Source organism: Streptomyces sp. NPDC032745 (genome assembly GCF_055579465.1).
Genome location: NZ_JBVING010000025.1, coordinates 15,042 through 33,008 on the forward strand (window position 1 = coordinate 15,042; position 17,967 = coordinate 33,008).

A 17,967-nucleotide genomic window follows, 5' to 3' on the forward strand; every position below is an offset into this window, starting at 1 on the left:
CGGGACAGTCTTGGAGCGTGCACATGAGGCCCCTGGTCCGCACCGCAGCCCTCAGCGGCTACGTCGAGCTGTGCCGATCGCTCGCTATCGACCCTCAGCCGCTGATGAAGCGCGTGGGCCTGGACACCGCCGCCCTCGCGGTCCAGGACCGGTGGATCTCCGGCTCCGCCGCGGTCCAGGTGCTGGAACTGTCGGCAGCCGCCGCGGGTCACGAGGACTTCGGATTGCTCATGGCGGAGTTCCGGCGCTTCTCCAACCTCGGCCCCATCAGTCTGGTCGTCCGTGAGGAACCCGATGTGCGGAGCGCACTGGGGCTGTTGATCCGCCACCAGCACATGTACAACGAGGTCCTGGACACCCGACTGTCCGAGGGCGACGGGCTGGCCACGTTGAAGGTCGACCTGCGGCTCGGCGAATCGATGGACACCCGGCAGGCCACGGAGCTGGCCATCGCCGCCTACCACCGAATCCTGCGCGACTTCCTGCACACCCGGTGGCAGCCGCTCTCCGTATGGTTCAGGCACCCTGCACCGGCGGACGCCTCGACGCACCGGCGCGCCTTCGGCCCCATCGTGGAGTTCGACCGCGAGTTCGACGGCATCGTCTTCTACGCGGGCGATCTCGACGCGCCCAACGCGATGGCGGATCCACTGCTGCGTGAGTACGCCCACCAGTACTTCGAGGCGATCACCGTGCCCAGGGACACCAGCGCCGCGGACCGGGTGCGCGAGCTGATCGAGGTCCTGCTGCCGACGGGGCGCTGCTCGATCGAGCAGGTCGCCCGTAGCCTGGGCGTCGACCGGCGGACCGTTCACCGGCACCTGGCCTCCTCGGGCGAGACGTTCTCCTCGCTCCTGGGCGCCACCCGTCGGCACCTGGCGGAGCAGTTCGTCGCGAACCCACGGCGCTCACTCACGGAGATCTCCGACCTGCTGGGCTTCTCGTCGCTGAGCGGCTTCTCGCGCTGGTTCCACGAGCAGTTCGGGTGCAGCCCCAGGGCGTGGCGCAGCGCCAGGAGCCGACACCGACTCCCCGGCCAGGACTGACACCGCGGGCGGGACGGGCTCGGCCGAGTCGTGCCGGCCCACTCGGCACGGCCCATGCGATGTCCCCAAATGACAAATTATCTGTCCCTGAGAGTCAAGCGATCGCCGTTGCCCGCCCCTACCTTGGCACCACCGCAGAGACGCGGTCGGCCGCCGGACGGGAGCGGGCTCCCCTATGCACGCTTCCTCCGGACCGGTCGATCGTACGAGGGCCGCCATGCGCCCGCTGTCCCCCGGTGACCCGCATCCATCCTCGCCGGACATCCCAGCCCCTCGCATCGCACGCGGCGATGCTTCCGGCGAGTGATCACCGATCGCACGAAGGAGACGGACCGTGCATTTCCACGACGACTCACTCTTCCCGGAGAACCAGGAAAAGCTGGTGATCCAGGCCGCTCCCTACGGGCCGGAGTGGCTGCCCGGCGACGCCGACGACCTCCCCCTGACGATGGACGAGCACGTACAGGCCGCCGTGGACTGCTACAACGCCGGGGCCACCGTGCTCCACATCCACGTACGCGAGCTCGACGGCAAGGGCTCCAAGCGGATGTCCATGTTCAACGAGCTGCTGGGCCGGCTGCGCCAGGCCGTGCCGGACATGGTCCTGCAGATCGGCGGCTCGATTTCGTTCGCTCCGGAGGACGAGGGCAGCGAGGCGAAGTGGCTGAGCTACGACACCCGCCACCTGCTGGCCGACCTCGACCCCGCGCCGGACCAGGTGACGATCGCGATCAACACCAGCCAGATGAACATCGTCGAGATCATGACCGACGACGACCTGGCAGGCACCTCGATCGCGAAGCCCGAGTACTACAAGGCCTACCGCGACATGGTCGTCGAGGCGGGCCCCGATTTCTACCTGGAGCACTTGGAGCGCCTGCGCGAGAACGGCATCCAGCCGCACTTCCAGCTCGCCACGCTCGCTCAGCTCGAAACCGTGGAGCGGCTCATCCGTGCCGGCGTCCACACCGGCCCGCTGATCCTCAACTACGTGGCCATCGGCGGCGGTTTCGCGGGCCGGCACCCCGCAGACCTGATCGAGTTCGTCCGTCGCACGCCGGACGGCGCCGTCCTCACCATCGAGAGTTCCATGCGCGCGGTGGCGCCGATGAACGCGATCGGCATCGCGCTCGGTGTCCACGTGCGCGTGGGCAACGAGGACAACCTGTGGCGGCGCAAGGGCGAGCGCATGACCACCGTCGAGCAGATCGAGCAGATGGTGCAGATCTCCGAGACGCTCGGCCGCGACATCGCGACGGGCGCCGAGGCCAAGAAGATCTACAAGCTCGGCGAGCACTACTCCGGGGCCGCCGAGACGCTGGCCCGTCTCGGCATGGTGCCGAACCGCCGTCCCGGTCAGCGCGGCCCCATGCTGCGCGTCGTCTGACCGCGGCACGGGACCACCGCGCCACCGCGCCGCTGCGGACCCACGGGGCTGCCGGGGCCCCCGGCACCGGCAGCCCCTTCCTCCCTTCCCCACCTCCCCCGAACAACGGAGCACGCCCATGGCTCACGCCATTCGCTTCAAGGAGACCGGCGGTCCCGACGTCCTGCGCTTGGAAGAGGCCGTCGTCGGCGATCCCGGCCCGGGCGAGGTACGGATCCGGCACCGAGCCGTCGGACTCAACTTCGCCGACACCTACTTCCGCAGCGGCCTGTATCCCGCACCGTTGCCCGCGGGGCTGGGCGTCGAGGCCGCGGGGGTGGTCCAGGCGGTGGGCGAAGGCGTCACCCATGTCGCCGAGGGCGACCGGGTCACGTACACCGGAAGCCCGCTCGGTGCCTACAGCACGGAACGGGTCATGCCCGCCGACTCCCTGATCCGGCTGCCGGACGGCATCGGCTTCGAGACGGCCGCCGCGATGACCATGCGCGGCCTCACTTCCGCCTACTTGTTGCGCAGGATCCACCCCCTGAAGGCCGGGGACACGATCCTGCTGACCGCGGCGGCGGGTGGTGTCGGCCTCATCGTCTGCCAGTGGGCCAAGCTGCTCGGGCTGACCGTCATCGGCACCGTCTCCACCGAGGAGAAGGCCGAGCTCGCCCGCGCCCACGGCTGCGACCACGTCATCCGCTACCAGCGCGAGAACGTGGCCGAGCGGGTGTGCGAACTGACGGACGGCGTCGGCGTCCCGGTCGCCTTCGACAGCATCGGCAGGACCACCTACGCCGCCTCGCTGGCCTCGCTACGGCGCCGCGGTCTGCTGGTCTGCTTCGGTACGGCCTCCGGGCCCGTCCCGCCCATCGACGCCATGCAACTTGCGGTCAGCGGCTCCCTGTTCGTCACCCGGCCGGCTCTCGCCGACTACATCGCCGACCCTGCGGAGCGAGCGGCGCTGGCGGGAGAGCTCTTCGGCCACGTCGCCTCCGGACGCATCGCCATCGAGATCAACCAGCGCTACGCGCTCGACGACGCCGTACGGGCGCACCGCGAGCTCGAGTCGGGACGGACCACCGGATCGTCCGTCTTCGTCCTCTGAGCCCCTGCCGCATCACGCGCGTCTCCACCCTCTCCAGGAGGAAGCACCATGGAAAAGACCGTCTCTTCGCTGGAAGGCGCACCCGCGTCGGTGCGCGCCCACTCCCGCGGCTCGATCAAGGCCGAACCGCTGACCTGTACCATCGGCGCCGAACTCTCCGGAGTGAACCTCGGCGACGCCGTCCGCGACGACGAGCTGTTCGCCGAGATCAAGGCCCTGCTCCTGCAGTACAAGGTGCTGTTCCTGCGGGAACAGCACATCACGCGAGCCGAACACGTCGCCTTCGCGGAGCGCTTCGGCCCGCTGGAGGACCACCCGGTAGCCGGCAGCGACCCCGACAACCCCGGCCTGGTACGGATCTACAAGGATCTGGACAGCTCTCCGGAGCACTACGAGAACGCGCTGCACACCGACGGCACCTGGCGTGCCAACCCGTCCATGGGCGCCGTGCTGCGCTGCATCGAGTCACCCCCGGTGGGCGGTGACACGATCTGGGTCAACATGGCCGAGGCCCACCGCCGACTGCCGGAGCACATCAAGTCACAGGTCCGGGGGCTGCGGGCCCGGCACAGCATCGAGGCCACCTTCGGCGCCGTCATGCCGCAGGACAAACGTCAGGCGCTGGGGGCGCAGTTCCCCGACGCGGAGCACCCGGTGGTGCGCACCCACCCCGAGACGGGCGAACAGATCCTCTTCGTCAACGCCTTCACCACGCACTTCGTCAATTTCCACACACCCGAGAACGTGCGCTTCGGGCTGGACTACGCCCCCGGCGCGGGCCTCCTGCTGAACTACCTGATCAGCCAGGCCGCCGTCCCCGAGTACCAGGTGCGCTGGCGCTGGACGCCGAACAGCGTCGCCATCTGGGACAACCGCTCCACCCAGCACTACGCCGTCCAGGACTACTGGCCCGCCGTCCGCAAGATGGAGCGCGCCGGAATCGTCGGCGACAGACCGTTCTGACCCTTTCCCTTTTCCGTCGAAGCAGTTGAGGTGATGACAATGGGGTTTCTCACCACTGCGGAACCCGCCCCGGGCAGAACCGGTTCCGGTTCCTCGGAGTGGCCCGTGTCCCGGCGCTACGCCTGGGTCGTCTTTGCACTGAGTTTCGGACTCCTGCTCTCGGACTACATGTCCAGGCAGGTCCTCAACGCCGTCTTCCCGATGCTGAAGGCCGACTGGCTGCTCTCGGACGCCCGACTGGGGTCCCTCAGCGGCATCGTGGCGCTGGCGGTCGGTCTGCTCACCCTCCCGCTCTCGCTGCTGGCCGACCGATGGGGCAGGGTGAGATCCCTGGTCATCGCGGCCACGATGTGGAGCCTGGCAACCCTGGGCTGTGCGGTGGCGGCGAGCTACGACCAGATGTTCGCCGGCCGGCTCTTCGTCGGGATCGGTGAGGCCGCTTACGGCAGTGTCGGCATCGCCGTGGTCCTCAGCGTCTTCCCGCGCGCCCTGCGGGCGACGCTCTCGGGGGCTTTCATCGCCGGCGGGGCCTTCGGCTCGGTCCTGGGCATATCCATCGGCGGCGCCGTGGCCCAGGCGTACGGCTGGCGCTGGGCGTTCGGCGTGATGGGCGTCTTCGGCCTGGTGCTCGCGGGCATCTACGCCGTGGTGGTCACGGAGAAGCGGCTGGCCCCGCGGCAGGATCCGGCGGAGGACGGGGCCGGCACGGATGAACGCGACCGGCTCCGCGTGCTCCTCCCCCGGCTGTTCTCCTCCGTCTCGGTGGTCAGCGCCTACATCGGCAGCGGTCTGCAGCTGTTCATCGCGGGCGCCCTGATCGCCTGGCTGCCCAGCTACTTCAACCGCTACTACGACATGCCCACCGCGAAGGCCGGGGCGACCGCAGGGCTCTTCGCCCTGATGATCGGAATCGGCATGATCGCCGGCGGCATCGCCTCGGACCGGATCAGCCGGCGCGCCCCGATCCGCAAGTGGGCCGTCGCCATCAGCTGCAGCGTGGGCTCCCTCGTCCTGCTGATGACCGCGTTCCGCCTGCCGGCCGGCCCCGTACAGCTGTTGGTGCTGGGGCTGGGAACCCTGCTGTGCGCCGGAACGGCCGGGCCGGGGGCCGCCATGGTGGCGAACCTGACCCCCGCGGCCATCGCCGCGACGGCGTTCGCCACGCTCACGCTGGCCCAGAGCCTGCTCGGCCTCGCCCCCGGCCCCGCGGTCACCGGGATGCTCGCGGACCGGCTCGGTCTGCTCGGCGCGTTCCAGCTCGTCCCGCTCGTGGCGGTCGGGGCCACCGCGGCGTTCCTGATCGGCCGCCACTCCTACGACCGTGATGTGCGCCGTCTGACCGGGCTCGCCCCGGGGGCTGCGGAGCCGGAGGTGTCCTCATGAGCCGTACCACCGAGCCGGTGGTGGTGATCGTCCCCGGTCTGCGCGACCACGTCGAGGAGCACTGGCAGACCCTGCTGGCGGATCGGCTCACCGAGGCCGGGCGAAGCGTCCGCACCGTTCCCCCGCTGACGCAGGACCGGCTGAGCTGCGAGGCAGGCGTCGCCGCACTGGACAAGGTGATGGTGCAGATCGCGGGGCCCGTCGTACTGGTTGCCCACAGCGCCGGTGTGATCACCACCGTCCACTGGTCCCGGCGGCACCCGGCGCAGGTGCAGGTACGGGGGGCGCTGCTGGTGACTCCGCCGGACTTCGAGCAGCCGTTGCCGGAGGGCTACCCCACCACCGACGTGCTCGACGAGAACGGCTGGAACCCGGTGCCCCGCTCGCCGCTGCCCTTCCCCAGCATCGTCGCGGCCAGCTCGAACGACCCTCTGGCCGCCGTCGGGCGAGTAGCCGAGCTGGCTCGGAACTGGGGCGGCCGCCTCGTGGAACTCGGCGATGTCGGCCACCTCAACCCCGCCTCCGGCCATGGCCCGTGGCCGGGGGCGGAGGAACTCCTCCGCGAGCTCGAACACTGCTGATTGACGGTTCAAGGCTGCCGGTGTTCGGGCGGGCTGTTGCGGCGGATCACCTCGGTGGCCAGCTCCACTCGGGAGGTCAGTCCGAGCTTGCGCAGGATGTTGGAGACGTGGGTGCTGACGGTTCGGCGCGAGATGCACATGCGGGCGGCTGTTTCGGGGTTGGAGTGTCCGGCAGCGACGTGACCGGCGATGATGCGCTCGGTGGAGGTGAGAGCTTCCCATCCCGAGCGGGCGGTGCTGCGGGGGCCGCGGGTGCCGCGGCTCACGGAGACCGCGCGAAGGCGGGCGGCGGCACGTGCCGCGTCCCAGACTGCGCCCAGGCCTGCGTAGATCGCCATGGCTCGCTCGAGGTGGGCGCGGCCGTCGGAGGGCCGGCCGCGTCTCGCGTGCAGCTCGGCGGCGTCGGTGAGGGCGTGCGCCTGGTTCAGCGGCCGTGTGGCTTCACGGTAGTGACGGGCTGCTTCCAGCAGCAGCTCCGGATCCTGCGCGATGAGCCCCTCGCACCGGCAGGCGTCCCCCAGATGATAGGGAGCGCTGCTGTGTGCGGCACGCGAGCGCGCCGCCTGCGCGTAACGCCGGGCTGCCGGCGAGTCGCCCTGGTCAAGCGCGAGTCGGACCAGATCGGGTGTCAGGAAGCTGAGGATCAGCTGACCGGGCAGATGCCCGATTCCGGCATCGAAGCTGTGCGCCAGGCGGCGGAAGGCGCGCTCGGGATGCCCTTGCGCCTCGTCCAGCAGGGCCTGGGTGCACAAGAGGACGTACTCGTAGAACCAGGAGACCGTTCCGCTGTCTTGTGCCGCTGCTGCCTGGTTCATGTGGGTCTCAGCGTCGTCCCGCCGGCCTTGATGGACGGCTATTGCCCCCGCCAGCGCTCTCAACGCCCGGCTCATTGCAAAGTGGACGCCGGGGTCGAGGCCGGCGTCCACCTCTGCGATCGCGTCCTCCCACCGCCCGGCGTGGAACGCCAGCAGCGCACAGGACAGGTGGTACCACGGCAGGAACACACCCCCGAGGTCCTCGGCGCTCGGGCGGACGCTCGCCAAGGTGCGCTCCGCGTCCGGGGTCAGATCCAGCTCCATGTAGCAGTTGGCCAGCGCGAGCTGCAGCCCGAGCCACTGCGCCGGATGGATCGTGTCGGGTGTCAGACGCGATGCCTGGCGGGCGAGCTCCAGTGCTTCAAGGCCCGGAGCCTCCAGAAAATGCTTGGCGGCCAGCACTTGCAGGGCATAGGCCAAGGCCGTCGCGTCGCCCAGCTCGGCAGCCGCTCGCCGCGCAGCGGCAGCCACGGCTCCCGCTTCCGGCAGCCGCCCCAGGGCGAAGAGGCACACCGACGCAAATGCTTGGAACCGGACCGCATCGATTGTCACCGTGCCCGCCGTTCCGCACGTAAGACGGGTTTCTGCCAGAGCGACGTCAGGGCGGCCGCGCGCGAACGCGGCCTGCACGATGATCCAGCGGAACAGATCTTCCAGACCGGAATCGGCAGGTCTGGCCAGAGCGATGCGGGCGCTCTCTTCGGCCTCGGCCAGAAGACCTGATGACAGTTGTGCGACGACACGGTGCAGACGTAACTGCTCGTAGCGTGGGTCAGCGGGATCGGCGATCTCCAGCGCCGTGCCCAGCAGCCGCAGGGCCAGACCGGGCGCACGCGCGGTGAGCTGCGCTGCGGACCCGGTTATCCAGGGGACCAAGAACTCCCCGTCCGGGGGAGCGGCTTCCAGTAGATGTCCGGCGACTCGCTCGGGCGCCGCACCGGCACGGGTCAGAGCCTGCGCGGCCCGGATGTGCAGCAGCGAGCGCACTGAGCTCGGCACGGCGTCGTGCAGGGCTCTGCGTACCAGGTCATGACGAAAGACGACACGTGGGCCGTCGGGAGTCAGGATTCCGGCCGCTTCGGCATCAGCGACGCTGGTGAGCAGGACGTGGGCCGGCGCCTCCAGTACTGCTGCCAGATCGTGGAGCGTGCAGCCGGCTCCCAGCACGGACGCCGCGCGCAGCATGTGCAAGACCTCGTCACGCAGGTACGCCAGCCGGTGAGTGATCAGCGTGTCGATCGCCGGAACGGGGCAATCGGCCGTGACCTCTGCGACGGCCCCGTGCATCGTGATCGCCTCTTCCCGTTGAAGGGCAGCGATCAGCTCCCCCAGGTACAGCGGGTTGCCTGTCGCCCCCTCGCACAGCCGAAGCAACCGGGGGCCGGGTTCATGCCCGATCGTGTCGGCCACCAACAAGGGCACGGCCGAGGAGGCCAGCGGACCGAGCTGCAGCACCGTGCGATTGCCGCCTCGCAGCCCGCGGGCGAGTACGTCGACCTCGACCACCCGGGGAACCGGTCGAAGCGCCCCGACGATCAGCAGCGGCAACTGAGCCACCGATTGCACCAGCCGCTGCAGTACCAGCACGCTGGCCCGGTCGGCCCACTGGAGATCATCGAGGAAGAGCGCTACGGGCCCCTGCGCACAGATCTCCTCCACCAGAACGCACATGGCCTCCACGGTGGCGAAATCCGCGCCTCCCGGCGTGCCCGGCAGCCCGTACCGAGCCTGCCCCAAGAGGACTTCGGCGGCCCGCGCCCGCAGCGGGTCCGTAGGCCCGTCATCGATCCCCAGGCAGGCCGATATCAACGCGAACGGGCGATGCGCCTCCAGCTCCTGAGCCGATCCCCACAACGCCTGGAAGCCGGCGCCTTCGGCGTCTGCCGCCGCGCACCGAAGCAGCGCTGTCTTGCCCGCCCCGGCCTCGCCGGCGATGAACGCGGCCTGCCCCGAGCCGCCCGCGGCACGTACCGCCAGAGTGGTGAGGATCGCCGTTTCGGCATCGCGTCCGACGAGGCGAGGCCCCAAGAATTGCACGGCCGTCTCTCCCGTAGTGATGCCATCTGCCTGCTGAACCAGGCAGCCTTGCGCCGGACCCGGCCGGCGGTGCCGCGGTGTCGGGTCCAGAAGAGTCAGCTGCCCGACGAGAGGTGACGGCCTCTGGCTGAGTGCTCTTCCCCCCACAGCAGGTGGTGGCGGTCTCATTCCCGCAATTCGGCCAAGTCCTCACCTCTACCGGTCACGCCCGCCGGGCTGCGACTCGTAGAGCTGACTCCACGACAGCAGACAATAGACGCAGCCCCGTTCCGATACGTACCGGGTGGCGCACATTTGAGCTTCATAAGAGGCTTCGGAGGTCGGACAGCCAATCCGGGGCGCCTTTCTCCGGCGTCGGCCTGCCACACCCGACCGCCCTGGCCCGGACACCCGCCGACCCCCCAAGCATTCCTACGTCAGGTGACGGATGTATCGGCAGCTGCGCGTTCCTACTTTGGCGGTGCTACGACGGCTCCCTCCTCGCAGGACCGTCGGATCGAACGAATGGACCCTCACGCAGTGCGGCGAAGTCCTGGGGCGGCTGCTGATCCCCCGGAGGCGGAGACGCACCGTGCAGGGTGCCACGACGAAGGAGGAAGTGGCAGATGCACAGCAGCGATGCCGTTCGGGCTCACGTGCCCAGAAGGCGGCGACCCGGACCCCCGGTACCCATCGGGATCCTGGTGTCGACGATTTTCGCACTGGTTGCCGCCCTACTGGGGGCGGGGGCCCAGCAGGCGCAGGCGGCCGGCGAGACGTCCCACCAGTGCCGCTACGCCGGTGACGGCAAGAACGCCGAGGACTGTGTCTTCATGCTCGCCAAGGACCAGCGGGCGATGGATGTGCCCTGGAATTCGTCCGATTCCGGGGCGTGGCTGCAGGCCTATGACCGCCACGACGGCTCCAACCAGGTGTTCTCGTTGCAACCGCAGGGTGACGGAAGTTTCCAGATCAAGACGAATTCCGGGTTGTGTCTGATGCCGGGATGGTGGGACTCCACGTGGCGGATCCGGCCTGTGGAGCAGCAGCGGTGCGACGGCTCCCAGAAGTATCAGTACTGGTATTTCGAGCCGGGTCAGTTCAAAGGCACGGGAACGAAGTTCATGATCCGCAACGTGGTCGACGACCAATGCATGGACGTGGCGAGCAGCTGGCTCGCCGGCCACGCCGACTACCTGAACATGTGGCCGTGCCACGGCAAGGAGAACCAGTTGTGGGGCTCCCGCTTCGGCGGCGGGAAGGACTTCACCACTGACTGGGCCGCCAAGTACGCGCTGACCAAATGTGATGCCGCCGTCCTTGCGCATTCGGCCTACCCGTACTGCAGTTACAGCCAGACGCAGGCGGCGGTGACCGGCAACGATGCAGGGGTGGCCCTGTGCCTGCAGGCGCAGCACACCGACGCAGCGATCCCGTCGACCACCGTCGACTACAAGGTGACCAACAGCACCTCCACCATCACGACGGATTCCATCGCCAACGGCACGAAGGAAACCATCACCGTCAAGCTGGGTTCCTCCAGTGATTTCTGGCACGCCGACTTCGCGGTCGAGGCATCCCAGCTGATCACCCATTCGGTCCAGACCGGTACGACCAACACGGAGGAGAAGACCTACCACGCCGTGGTCCCCGCGGCGCCTGCACACTCCACGACCTGGGTGAAGGCCTTCCCGGTCAGCAAGACCTACACCGGCCGGTTCGTCTTCGCCAAGGGCAGTTGGGACGAGTGGACCTACTCCACCGACGCCGAGATCACCGTCACCTACCCCGCCGGTTCGGGGGCCACCATGATGTACGACTCGGGTGTCGCTGAGGACAAGCTCGACGAGAACGGCCGATGGGTACGGCAGCCCGCCTGCATCAGTGACGGACCGACCCGGAGCATGACCACACCGGATCAGCCCGGACCGGCACAGACCACGCCGCCGCGTACATGAAGATCTACGACCTGAGCAGCAGCCCGCTGGCCATCGGCACCGCGGTGCCTGACAGAAAGGCCCTCAGCTACTGGATCTACCCACAGAGCCACGTCACCGCCGCCGCGGTCGCCGAGGGGTTGAGAAGCAGCACATGCGCCGGCGTGGACCTGGTGTTCACCGACGGCAGCACCCTGCGTGACAGCTGGTCCTGGGACCAGAGGGGCCACCGGGCAAGCCCCGCCGAACAATGCACGGCCCTCACCCTCGACACCTGGAACTACGTCACGGTCAGCTGAGACGACAGTTCCCAGAGCCGCACTCGGCGAATGCGGCTCTGGGAACGACCAGCGCGTCGGATCGGAGTCTGCCCGGACGGAACGAGTCGGCCGGGGTGAATCGGTCGGGAAGCAGTCGGCCGCCGTGCGGCGGCTGCTGTGCCTCGCGACGTTGAGGGCGGCGACCGTAGCGGACGTCGCCGCCGTCGAGGACGGCCAGGGACGCGGAATCGTGGTTGACGTGCTGGCCCAGGTCGTGCGAGCCAAGCACGCTGGCGAAGCCGACGGCGTACTCGACCAGGACGACAGTGGTGTTGTCCGGGGTGAGGGACTCAAGGGACATGGGAGTGTCGTGCCGGGCCCCCTCGTCATCCGGACCGACAACTGCGTATAGGGCAACCCGGCCGCAAGCGTGGCCGCCGAACAGGCCGCCCCCAGACGGCCATCTGCCTCGACCAGTGCTTCCACCTGTTGTGGGTTCGACACAGGCCGGGTGAATTGCCCAACCCGATACTCGGCTGCGTCCTTGCCGGAAGTACCCGATCGGCCCGGCTCGGTAGCATGCAACGCATGGCCATCAAACTTGAGAACGTCGGTATCGCCGTTCGCGACCTCGAAGCAACGATCTCCTTTTTCACCGACCTCGGGCTCACGGTCGTCGGCCGTGACACGGTCAGTGGTGAGTGGACCGACACCGCCGTCGGCCTTGATGGCAATCACGCCAAAATTGCGATGCTCCAGACGCCAGACGGTCACGGTCGCCTTGAGCTCTTCGAGTACATCCACCCCGAAGCGATCGAGACGAACCCCACTCGTCCCAACGAGATCGGCATGCATCGTGTCGCCTTCTCAGTCGACGACATCGACAAAGCCCTTGAGACAGCCGCAAAGCACGGATGCCACCCGCTTCGCGGTGTGGCGACCTATGAGGACGTCTACAAGCTTTCGTACGTCCGCGGCCCCAGCGGCATCATTGTGATGCTCGCCGAGGAGCTGAAGAAGAACTGACTGCTGAGGGTCGGTCCCGCGCTTCCGGTCGGCAGCAGCTTCAACACCGCGCTTTGTTGACTGTCCACGACATCGCGCACCGCCTTCCGCGACAAACCGACAGCGGGCTGCGGCCTCGGAGAAGAGCTCACCTGGAGCTGTCCGTGGCAGCCGAAGAGTCCAGGGAACAGCCCCCTCGGCATGACGTTCCTCTGCCGGGCGGCGTTCACATGAGACTCGGCCTTGAGATCGGTAGGCGCCACCTCGCCGTAGCGGGTGCCGTCCATCCAGTCCGCACGGAACTGCGGGCGGCGCCGCAGCAGGCAGCCGCATCTCTCAGGTCTTCTCGTATTCGTCGTGGCGGCGCAGCCAGTGCGTCTCCTCGCCCTCCTCGTGGCGGCCCAGCGGTGTCCGGTCGAGGAGACCGTAGTAGGCCATGGCGGGCTCGAGGCCGCGCGCGGTGGTGACGTACGTCCGGTAGACGATGCCGTCCGACAGCGCGTAACAGCTCAACCCGGGTCCTTCGGTGACGTACCCGAGCACGTCCGTGCCGCACGCCCGCGCCATCTGGCTCACGGTCGGCGGAACCCCGGCCTCCAGGAACGGTCTCAGCTCCTCCGCCGTGTACGTGAAACCGAGGTCGCGGTGGAAGTCGCTGCCGCCGGCGGAGACCCAGTCGAAGCTCCAGCCCATCCGCTCCCGGTAGGGGAGGAGCTTGTCGAGCGGCGCCCGCGAGGAGCAGATCAGCGTCACATCACGGGCCTTGAGGTGGACCGCGTTGGGATCGAGGGTGTCCGCGATCGAGGAGCAGACAGGGCATCCGGCCTCGTACGGCGGTCCGAACATGAAGTGGTAGACCAGCAGCTGCGAGCGCCCGTCGAAGAGGTCCGCGAGCGGCCTGGTCCCGCCCTCGGTCTCGAACCTGTAGTCCTTCTCGACCCGCACCCGGGGAAGTTCCCTCCGCTTCCGCGCGAGCGCGTCACCGCGCCGGGTCAGGTCCTTCTCCTCCACGAGCAGCTCCGCTCGCGCAGCCTCGAATTCCTCCTGTGTGCCGACTCTGTGCTCGGGCATTTGCCTTTCCCTCCTGTGCGGGAGCAGAACACCGCATCGCGGCGGACGGTCGCCCGCAGCGGCTGCCGTCAGTGCCTGCACCGGCGTTACCCGTCGCCCTACGTCCACCGTACGCGCGCGGCGTCGGACCTTCGCGACCAGCTGGGGGCCCTCAGGGCGCACTCGCCGGGCGCCGTCGATGCGCAGGGAGTGTCGGCGGCTGCCGCCTCGGTGCTCGTCGTCTCCACAACCTGCGACTGCGGCACTTCCTGCCCCTGCATCGCTGATCCGGGGGCAGGTCAACGGGAATCGGCCCACCGTGCTGGCGGCCGGCCTCCCGGGTTTTGGGCCTTCCGGTTCTGTGATCTGCTGGAGATCTGGAGATGTCGTCGGACCGTCGGCTGTCCGCGGTGTACCACCGCCAGCGGTGTGGCACGGGTGACCGAGGCGGCCGGGGCAACTCGCGACCTTGGGAGGTTCCCGTGCCGCACCTCCGTCTGGCCCCTCCGGCACCCACGCGGCCCGGCGTCCTGCTGCCCGCGCGGGACCTGGCGGTCGCGTGGTTCCTGATGGTGCTGCTGGCCGCGCTGGCGTGGGTGCTGACCATCGGCCAGTCCCGCCACATGGGGATGGAGCCCGGCACCATGGGTCTGGCGCTCCCCCTCTTCCTGCTGCTGTGGGTGGTCATGATGGCGGCGATGATGCTGCCGTCCGTCGCACCCGTCGCCATCACCTGGGTGCGCGGGATCAACCGCCGTTCGGCCGGCCCCGCCCGCGCCCTGAGGATCGCCGGGTTCGTCAGCGGCTACCTCCTGGCCTGGACCGCATTCGGGCTGCTCGCGTACGGCGCCCTGGCCGCGACCGGGCACCTGGTGGACAGCAATCCCGGGGCGGGCCGCTGGATAGGCGCCGCAGTGTTCCTCGTCGCGGCGGCTCAGCAGTTCGGGCCTCTGAAACGAGTCTGCCTGCGGCACTGCCGCAACCCGATGTTCCAGCTGCTCCAGTACTCGCGCTACCGCCCCTGGGCGAAAGACCTGCGGGTGGGCACGCACCACGGGCTCTACTGCGTCGGATGCTGCTGGGGCCTGATGATCGTCCTGATCCCGCTCGGCGTCATGAACGTCGCCGCGATGGCAGGGCTGGCGGCCGTGATCTTCCTGGAGAAGCTCTGGCGGCAGGGACCCTGGCTGGCCTGGGCTGTCGGCCTCGTCTTCCTCGTCCTCGCCGTGCTCGCGCCCTTCCAGGACTGGCTGCTGCCCGGCCTGGAGACATCCGGTCCCCCCATGGACCAGATGGCCGGCTGGACAGGGTGAGCCGTCGCTGCGTGCCCCGCGGGAAGCGACCCGTACAGCGGGCCTCCCCCCGCGTTCCAACGAAACCGGTTGTTGCGCGGACCCCGGGAGTTCTCTCCTTCCAGGCTGGGCGTGCCTACGGAAGGTGTACACATCACCGCATGCCTTCGACCGGTGCGCGGCCGCGGTGGCTGCGTTCGCGGGCGGCCCGAGCTTTCGCCCACGCGGCAGCGGGAGGAGAATTGATATGACCCGTACGGCCGAGCGCCTGTACTGACGTCCGGCGGGGCAATCTCCGACCGTGCTTCCCGTCCGTACGGGCCGCGAGGAGGCGAGGAGATGTCTGAGACGGCAGCGACCGTTCCGAGATGGCACACGGCCGGCGACTGGTTCGATACGTGCAGGTGCAACGTTCCCTGCCCCTGCTCGTTCGCCCAGGCGCCCACCTACGGCGAATGCGACGGCGTCCTGGCCTGGCACATACGCGAGGGCAACTACGGCGAGGTACGACTGGACGGCCTCAATGTGCTGATGCTCAGCTCCTTCGTCGGCAATGTGTGGGCCGAGCACACCGATACGTTCGCGGCGGTATTCCTCGACGAGCGAGCCGACGGCGCGCAGCGCGAAGCACTACAGATGATCTTCGGCGGCCAGGCCGGCAGCTGGCCTGCCGAAATGGTGAGCATGATGGACGCCGAAATGCGGGGCATGGACTTCGCCCCCATCGAGATCGAGGTCGACGAAGACCTCGGGGGCTGGCGGGCCACGATTCCCGACCGGGTCGAGGCGAGCGCGCAGGCGCTCACCGGACCGACGACTCCCGAAGGCGCCCGAGTCCAGTCGACCAACCTTCCGGGCTGCGAGACCGGGCCGGGACAGATCGCGACCTGGGGCCGCTCGACGGCGGACCGCGCCGACGCCTTCGGTTTCCGCTGGAGCCGCGAAGGCCAGTCCAGCAAGCACATCACCTTCGACTGGACGGGCCCCGACTGAAATCGACTGCCGCATTGCTCCTGGCAAAGCTGACCCCAGCCGGTCACACATGAGAACGCCGTGTCTCAGCCGTCCCCGTCCGACAGCCAGCGCAGTTCGATCTCGAGCCATTGGCTTTCCTGACGCCATGCGTCCAGGACCGTCACCATCCGGCGGCTCACTGCATCGGCGGTGAGGGAACGCCACCGGCAGCACGCAAGAGACTCGACGAGCAGATCGATCCGCTCGTCATGGCGGGGCACCGGTACCGGGTCCGCCGTTTCGGGGTTGTCCATCGCGGCGAGCGCGCGGCGGCTGACCATTTCGGGGGTGAGCCTTCGCCACTCGTACGGGCTGAGGGCGTTGGCCACCGCGCGCACGCGGGTGTCCGTCAGGGATGCCGGGCGCAGCATTCGAGCCCTCCGCGGTGTGGGCGGCTCCCGTCGACGGCCTCTTCGTCGGCACGGGCTCTCCCACCCCTTGCATTGCATCAAAGGGGGGTGAAGTGCGCAGATCGTATGCCCGCAGTCCGGCTTCTCGCTATGTCGCCGCTCACAGAGCGGCGTACGCGTTCGAGTGGGCGGTGCACACCCGGGGCGGGAGGCCGGAAGTCAGCTGCGGACGTGCGTCCGGACGGCACGCAGGGCGCGGCGTTGGACCAGTCTGATGACCGGGCCGCTGGCCCATATCAATGGGGTGACCAGGGCGGTCGGCTGGATCGCCATCGTCCAGGTGAGGCGTGAGCCGGAGGGTGTGGGCTCGACGCTCCAGTCCTCCGCCGCGTGGCGGAGGCCGGGGCGAGATGCCTCGTAGACACTGAAGGTGTACCGATGCCCTTCGTCCCAGCGGAAGAAGCGTTCCCGTGCGGTGAAGAATTTCAGCAAGGTGACATCGCGTACCGTGCCGACACCGAATGGGCGGGGTGAGTTCCACTTCAGGTCGGTGAATGCCCACACCCAGTGGACCAGCTGTTCGCCGGTAAGGATCTCCCAAATCCGCTCGGCCGGTGCTGTGGTCTCTACGGAGTGTTCGTAGCGGAAGGGCGCAGACACCAGGAAGCTGTCTCCGCTGTCGGTGAGCGGGTACCAGTGGCGAGCCATTAGGTGCGTCCTCCCTCTGGAGTGCGGATCGAGGTAGGCGCGATCTCGTGTCAGATCGGCAGGCATGCCGCTCTACGTGGATACACGTGCATCAACGCATGCCCCTAACAGCATGGGGGAGGGTTTGGTTATGCAGCATTGTTCTTCTTCAGGTCTTCAAGGACCATCCACTCGTCGGATTTCGTGTACATGGAGCCTTGCAGGACGAATGCGCCCAGTACGGCATTGCACGGCAGGAGTCGGCCGATCGGGTCCTCTTCGGACGGGTAGATCTCCATGCTGGGGGCGTCGCCGGCGTAGACGTCTGCCTGAGTGATGTGCCAGGGGGTGCCCACGAGCTGGAGCACCTCGGCTCCGGCGTGGCCGTTCGGTCCGGGCCCGACGCCCGGGAAGCGCTTCAGCGCCACTGTCGGCAGCACGTAGTCCTGAGGTTCTCCTGTCGCAGGGGGCAGCGGCAGCAACAGGTTGTAGGGGTAGGGCAGTTCGTCCGTCCTGTCGGCCGGCAGGGGTACCGAGAACAGCTTCTCGCCCTTGGTGACGCTGGAGGAGGCCAGATCGTTGAAGTTGGGATCCACGGTCTTCGTCTGGATCGAGCCGCGAGACATCTGGCTCAGGAAGAGATTTCCGTGGTTACGGATCGTGATCCGGGCCATCTTCTTGGGGTAGCCGCCCAGTTCGCGCCCGGCGAGCAAAGCCGCGTCGTTGTCCACGTAGATGGCGGGGACGTACCCGTAAGGGCGACCTTGATGAAGTACCGAGATGGATATGATCACTTCCATGTACGGGCCGAGATCGCATTCTCGATATTTGGCGAATACCAGGTTCGCCGATGCCTGGTCGGGCAAAGCGGGAATCTTTATGAGTTCCAACTCTTTCGGGATCAGCGCGGCCGCCTTTTCGGCGTCGGTCGCAAAGGCTACCGAAACATAATCCATGCCCTTGTAACCGGCCATCGCCCCGTCGTAGGTCTGCCCCCAGTGAGGCATCGTCTTCGTCGTGTACTCCTCCGGTGGCAGAGTACCCTTCAGGCCAGGCTCGATAGCAGGCGTAGTCATGTTCTCTTCCTT

General features: G+C 68.3%; 17 protein-coding genes. 11 read left to right on the top strand and 6 right to left on the bottom strand.

Annotated features, from left to right (window positions below):
- Positions 1 to 23 precede the first annotated feature (23 nt).
- The 6 genes from ACZ5WG_RS38900 to ACZ5WG_RS38925 all read left to right on the top strand — a co-directional run bounded on the left by ACZ5WG_RS38900 (position 24) and on the right by ACZ5WG_RS38925 (position 6,453).
- On the top strand, positions 24 to 1,046 hold the full coding sequence (locus ACZ5WG_RS38900; protein WP_468729424.1) for an AraC family transcriptional regulator: 1,023 nt from the start codon (positions 24 to 26) through the stop codon (positions 1,044 to 1,046).
- A gap of 334 nt (positions 1,047 to 1,380) precedes the next feature.
- Positions 1,381 to 2,433 carry a beta-keto acid cleavage family enzyme gene (locus ACZ5WG_RS38905; protein ID WP_468729379.1) on the top strand — a complete coding sequence of 351 codons (1,053 nt, stop codon included), beginning with the start codon at positions 1,381 to 1,383 and terminating at the stop codon, positions 2,431 to 2,433.
- 118 nt (positions 2,434 to 2,551) lie between these two features.
- Positions 2,552 to 3,526, top strand: a complete 975-nt coding sequence (locus ACZ5WG_RS38910; RefSeq protein ID WP_468729380.1) for a quinone oxidoreductase family protein — start codon at positions 2,552 to 2,554, stop codon at positions 3,524 to 3,526.
- Positions 3,527 to 3,574: 48 nt separating this feature from the next.
- Positions 3,575 to 4,489: a TauD/TfdA dioxygenase family protein gene (locus tag ACZ5WG_RS38915; protein WP_468729381.1), complete on the top strand. Its 915-nt coding sequence runs from the start codon at positions 3,575 to 3,577 to the stop codon at positions 4,487 to 4,489.
- 105 nt (positions 4,490 to 4,594) lie between these two features.
- Complete coding sequence (locus ACZ5WG_RS38920) at positions 4,595 to 5,872, top strand: MFS transporter (protein WP_468729382.1); 1,278 nt, start codon at positions 4,595 to 4,597, stop codon at positions 5,870 to 5,872.
- Complete coding sequence (locus ACZ5WG_RS38925) at positions 5,869 to 6,453, top strand: RBBP9/YdeN family alpha/beta hydrolase (RefSeq protein ID WP_468729383.1); 585 nt, start codon at positions 5,869 to 5,871, stop codon at positions 6,451 to 6,453. The genes ACZ5WG_RS38920 and ACZ5WG_RS38925 overlap by 4 nt, the downstream gene beginning before the upstream one ends.
- Before the next feature lie 8 nt (positions 6,454 to 6,461).
- On the opposite strand, the gene ACZ5WG_RS38930 is transcribed toward ACZ5WG_RS38925, so the two are convergent.
- Positions 6,462 to 9,305 carry an ATP-binding protein gene (locus ACZ5WG_RS38930; protein ID WP_468729384.1) on the bottom strand — a complete coding sequence of 948 codons (2,844 nt, stop codon included), beginning with the start codon at positions 9,303 to 9,305 and terminating at the stop codon, positions 6,462 to 6,464.
- 605 nt (positions 9,306 to 9,910) lie between these two features.
- On the opposite strand from ACZ5WG_RS38930, the gene ACZ5WG_RS38935 reads away from it, so the two are divergent.
- Together ACZ5WG_RS38935 and ACZ5WG_RS38940 are read left to right on the top strand one after the other, a co-directional pair.
- Positions 9,911 to 11,242 carry a ricin-type beta-trefoil lectin domain protein gene (locus tag ACZ5WG_RS38935; protein WP_468729385.1) on the top strand — a complete coding sequence of 444 codons (1,332 nt, stop codon included), beginning with the start codon at positions 9,911 to 9,913 and terminating at the stop codon, positions 11,240 to 11,242.
- Entirely contained in the window at positions 11,239 to 11,520 is a 282-nt protein-coding gene (locus ACZ5WG_RS38940) for a hypothetical protein (RefSeq protein ID WP_468729386.1), read from the top strand. The genes ACZ5WG_RS38935 and ACZ5WG_RS38940 overlap by 4 nt, the downstream gene beginning before the upstream one ends.
- On the opposite strand, the gene ACZ5WG_RS38945 is transcribed toward ACZ5WG_RS38940, so the two are convergent.
- Positions 11,513 to 11,842 carry a hypothetical protein gene (locus ACZ5WG_RS38945; protein ID WP_468729387.1) on the bottom strand — a complete coding sequence of 110 codons (330 nt, stop codon included), beginning with the start codon at positions 11,840 to 11,842 and terminating at the stop codon, positions 11,513 to 11,515. The genes ACZ5WG_RS38940 and ACZ5WG_RS38945 overlap by 8 nt on opposite strands.
- Positions 11,843 to 12,069: 227 nt before the next feature.
- On the opposite strand from ACZ5WG_RS38945, the gene ACZ5WG_RS38950 reads away from it, so the two are divergent.
- Complete coding sequence (locus ACZ5WG_RS38950) at positions 12,070 to 12,507, top strand: VOC family protein (protein WP_468729388.1); 438 nt, start codon at positions 12,070 to 12,072, stop codon at positions 12,505 to 12,507.
- 315 nt (positions 12,508 to 12,822) lie between these two features.
- On the opposite strand, the gene ACZ5WG_RS38955 is transcribed toward ACZ5WG_RS38950, so the two are convergent.
- A complete protein-coding gene (locus ACZ5WG_RS38955; protein WP_468729389.1) occupies positions 12,823 to 13,557 on the bottom strand; it encodes a DUF899 domain-containing protein in 735 nt (244 codons plus the stop codon).
- A 461-nt stretch (positions 13,558 to 14,018) separates the two neighbouring features.
- On the opposite strand from ACZ5WG_RS38955, the gene ACZ5WG_RS38960 reads away from it, so the two are divergent.
- Complete coding sequence (locus tag ACZ5WG_RS38960) at positions 14,019 to 14,849, top strand: DUF2182 domain-containing protein (protein WP_468729390.1); 831 nt, start codon at positions 14,019 to 14,021, stop codon at positions 14,847 to 14,849.
- Between the two features lie 318 nt (positions 14,850 to 15,167).
- The gene (locus ACZ5WG_RS38965; RefSeq protein WP_468729391.1) at positions 15,168 to 15,821 is read left to right on the top strand and encodes a DUF1326 domain-containing protein; all 654 of its coding nucleotides are present in this window, start codon (positions 15,168 to 15,170) and stop codon (positions 15,819 to 15,821) included.
- 65 nt (positions 15,822 to 15,886) lie between these two features.
- Here the strand turns inward: ACZ5WG_RS38965 and ACZ5WG_RS38970 are convergent, their stop codons facing one another.
- From ACZ5WG_RS38970 to ACZ5WG_RS38980, 3 genes are all read right to left on the bottom strand, one after another.
- On the bottom strand, positions 15,887 to 16,213 hold the full coding sequence (locus tag ACZ5WG_RS38970; RefSeq protein ID WP_468729392.1) for a hypothetical protein: 327 nt from the start codon (positions 16,211 to 16,213) through the stop codon (positions 15,887 to 15,889).
- 198 nt (positions 16,214 to 16,411) lie between these two features.
- Positions 16,412 to 16,966, bottom strand: a complete 555-nt coding sequence (locus ACZ5WG_RS38975; RefSeq protein WP_468729393.1) for an SRPBCC family protein — start codon at positions 16,964 to 16,966, stop codon at positions 16,412 to 16,414.
- A gap of 62 nt (positions 16,967 to 17,028) precedes the next feature.
- On the bottom strand, positions 17,029 to 17,955 hold the full coding sequence (locus ACZ5WG_RS38980; RefSeq protein ID WP_468729394.1) for an acetoacetate decarboxylase family protein: 927 nt from the start codon (positions 17,953 to 17,955) through the stop codon (positions 17,029 to 17,031).
- Positions 17,956 to 17,967 lie beyond the last annotated feature (12 nt).

What these genes read in the sequence shown, in the direction of transcription:
- ACZ5WG_RS38900 (WP_468729424.1), top strand. Translation starts at nt 24, where the DNA reads ATGAGGCCCCTGGTCCGCACCGCAGCCCTCAGCGGCTACGTCGAGCTG.
- ACZ5WG_RS38910 (WP_468729380.1), top strand. Translation starts at nt 2,552, where the DNA reads ATGGCTCACGCCATTCGCTTCAAGGAGACCGGCGGTCCCGACGTCCTG.
- ACZ5WG_RS38915 (WP_468729381.1), top strand. Translation starts at nt 3,575, where the DNA reads ATGGAAAAGACCGTCTCTTCGCTGGAAGGCGCACCCGCGTCGGTGCGC.
- ACZ5WG_RS38925 (WP_468729383.1), top strand. Translation starts at nt 5,869, where the DNA reads ATGAGCCGTACCACCGAGCCGGTGGTGGTGATCGTCCCCGGTCTGCGC.
- ACZ5WG_RS38935 (WP_468729385.1), top strand. Translation starts at nt 9,911, where the DNA reads ATGCACAGCAGCGATGCCGTTCGGGCTCACGTGCCCAGAAGGCGGCGA.
- ACZ5WG_RS38940 (WP_468729386.1), top strand. Translation starts at nt 11,239, where the DNA reads ATGAAGATCTACGACCTGAGCAGCAGCCCGCTGGCCATCGGCACCGCG.
- ACZ5WG_RS38945 (WP_468729387.1), bottom strand. Translation starts at nt 11,842, where the DNA reads ATGTCCCTTGAGTCCCTCACCCCGGACAACACCACTGTCGTCCTGGTC.
- ACZ5WG_RS38950 (WP_468729388.1), top strand. Translation starts at nt 12,070, where the DNA reads ATGGCCATCAAACTTGAGAACGTCGGTATCGCCGTTCGCGACCTCGAA.
- ACZ5WG_RS38955 (WP_468729389.1), bottom strand. Translation starts at nt 13,557, where the DNA reads ATGCCCGAGCACAGAGTCGGCACACAGGAGGAATTCGAGGCTGCGCGA.
- ACZ5WG_RS38965 (WP_468729391.1), top strand. Translation starts at nt 15,168, where the DNA reads ATGTCTGAGACGGCAGCGACCGTTCCGAGATGGCACACGGCCGGCGAC.
- ACZ5WG_RS38970 (WP_468729392.1), bottom strand. Translation starts at nt 16,213, where the DNA reads ATGCTGCGCCCGGCATCCCTGACGGACACCCGCGTGCGCGCGGTGGCC.
- ACZ5WG_RS38975 (WP_468729393.1), bottom strand. Translation starts at nt 16,966, where the DNA reads ATGCCTGCCGATCTGACACGAGATCGCGCCTACCTCGATCCGCACTCC.
- ACZ5WG_RS38980 (WP_468729394.1), bottom strand. Translation starts at nt 17,955, where the DNA reads ATGACTACGCCTGCTATCGAGCCTGGCCTGAAGGGTACTCTGCCACCG.